At 70.3% G+C, this 1792-nt stretch carries 1 protein-coding gene; it reads left to right on the top strand.

Annotated elements, in window-relative coordinates; all coding sequences use genetic code 11:
• Positions 1-20: 20 nt before the first annotated feature.
• Positions 21-1613 (top strand): ISL3 family transposase, encoded by a 1593-nt coding sequence (locus EMA17_RS00005; protein WP_126634747.1) that lies wholly within the window; start codon positions 21-23, stop codon positions 1611-1613.
• Positions 1614-1792 lie beyond the last annotated feature (179 nt).

The raw sequence follows: 1792 nt of genomic DNA, 5'->3' as shown, positions 1-1792 counted from the left end.
AACCGCGATCATGAACGCTCGTGGCTGACGATCTCCTCCAAGACCTCTGGCTCCACCGCAGCGCCGACGTCGCGGTCAACGCCCTGACCATCCGCGCCGACCGTGTCACCGTCCACGCCGCCACGACCGGCAGCGAGGCGGGCTGTCCGTCGTGCGGAACCGTCTCGACCCGCGTGCACAGCAGCTACCTGCGGCGGTTGGACGACAGCGCGGCGGTCGGACGTCGGGTGGTGGTCGAGTTACGGGTCCGCCGGTTCCGCTGCCGTGAACGAGCATGCCCCCGAGCCACGTTCGTCGAGCAGGCGTCGGGGCTGACCTTCCGTCACGGACGCCGGAGCCAGGGCCTGCAGACCGCGCTCCAGCGGCTCGCCCTGGCCCTGGCCGGCCGGGCCGGCTCCCGCCTGGCCGAAACCTTCGCAGTCCCGGTGAGCCGCTCCACGCTCCTGCGGCTGATACGCGCCTTGCCGGATCCGGCGCACGCGGTACCGCGGGTGCTGGGCATCGACGAGTTCGCCCTGCGCAGGGGCCACGTCTACGCCACGATCCTGGTCGACATCGAGACCCGCCGCGCAGTCGATCTGCTGCCCGACCGCACCGTTGAGACCGTCCGTTCCTGGCTGGCCGACCACCCGGGGGTGAAGGTCGTCTGCCGCGACCGGTCGGCCTCCTATGCCGAAGCCGTTCGGCTCGGCGCCCCGGACGCGATCCACGTCGCGGACCGGTTCCACCTGTGGCAGAACCTCGCCGACGCGGTGGAGAAGACCGTGCTTCAGCACCGTGCCCTACTCCCCGAACCGGCCCCGGCGGCCGGGTCGGCTCCTACCGTCACCCTGGCGTCCGTCAGCTCCGAGCCCCGCCGGACCGGCCGGCTGTCCGACCGGGTCCGCGAACAGCACGTCGCCGTCCACGCGCTCGTGGAGGACGGGTTCAGCCTGCGCGCCATCGGCCGACGACTGGGCCTGGCCCGCAACACCGTGCGTCGACTGGCCGGCGCGAAAGACCCGGACGAGCTGCTGGTCGGCCGCTGGACCGGACGCATCAGCATCCTCGACCCCTACAAGCCCTACCTCCACCAGCGGTTCGCCGAGGGTCACACGATCGCCCGGCGCCTGTTCGAGGAGATCCGACAGCGCGGATTCCCCGGCCAGGAGCAGATCGTGCGCGTCTACGTGCGCCGGATGAGAGAGGCGTTCCCCACCCAGGACCCGCCGCGACGCAAGCCCTCCGTCAGGGACGTGACCAGCTGGATCACCCGCCACCCCGACCGCCTCCGCGACGAAAACGCCCAGCAGCTCAAGGAGATCCTCGCCCGAGTCCCGGTGCTGGCCACCACCGCCGAGCACGTCAGGACCTTCGCCGAGCTGATGAACGACCGCCGCGGACGAGAGCTCAAGGACTGGATCACACGAGTCCAGCAGAACCAGGTCCCAGCCCTTCGAAGCTTCGCCACCGGTCTCCTGCAGGACCTCGACGCGGTCGTCGCCGGCCTGACCCTGAACTACAGCTCCGGCGCGGTCGAGGGCCACAACAACAAGATCAAGATGATCAAGCGCCAGATGTTCGGCCGCGCCGGCTTCGACCTCCTGCGCAAGCGCGTCCTCCTCGCGGCATGAGGCTGCCGGTCGTGGCGGCGTGGACGGTGACACGGTCGGCGCGGATGGTCAGGGCGTTGACCGCGACGTCGGCGCTGCGGTGGAGCCAGAGGTCTTGGAGGAGATCGTCAGCCACGAGCGTTCATGATCGCGGTTCCGGTGACGCTCTGTGGCTCTGGCACGGAAAGTGATCCAGAACC

The sequence above is a fragment of the Embleya hyalina genome (assembly GCF_003967355.1).
Taxonomy (GTDB): Bacteria; Actinomycetota; Actinomycetes; order Streptomycetales; family Streptomycetaceae; genus Embleya; species Embleya hyalina.
The sequence above is the reverse complement of the archived record's forward strand: the minus strand, read 5'-3'. Positions and strand labels throughout refer to the sequence as shown.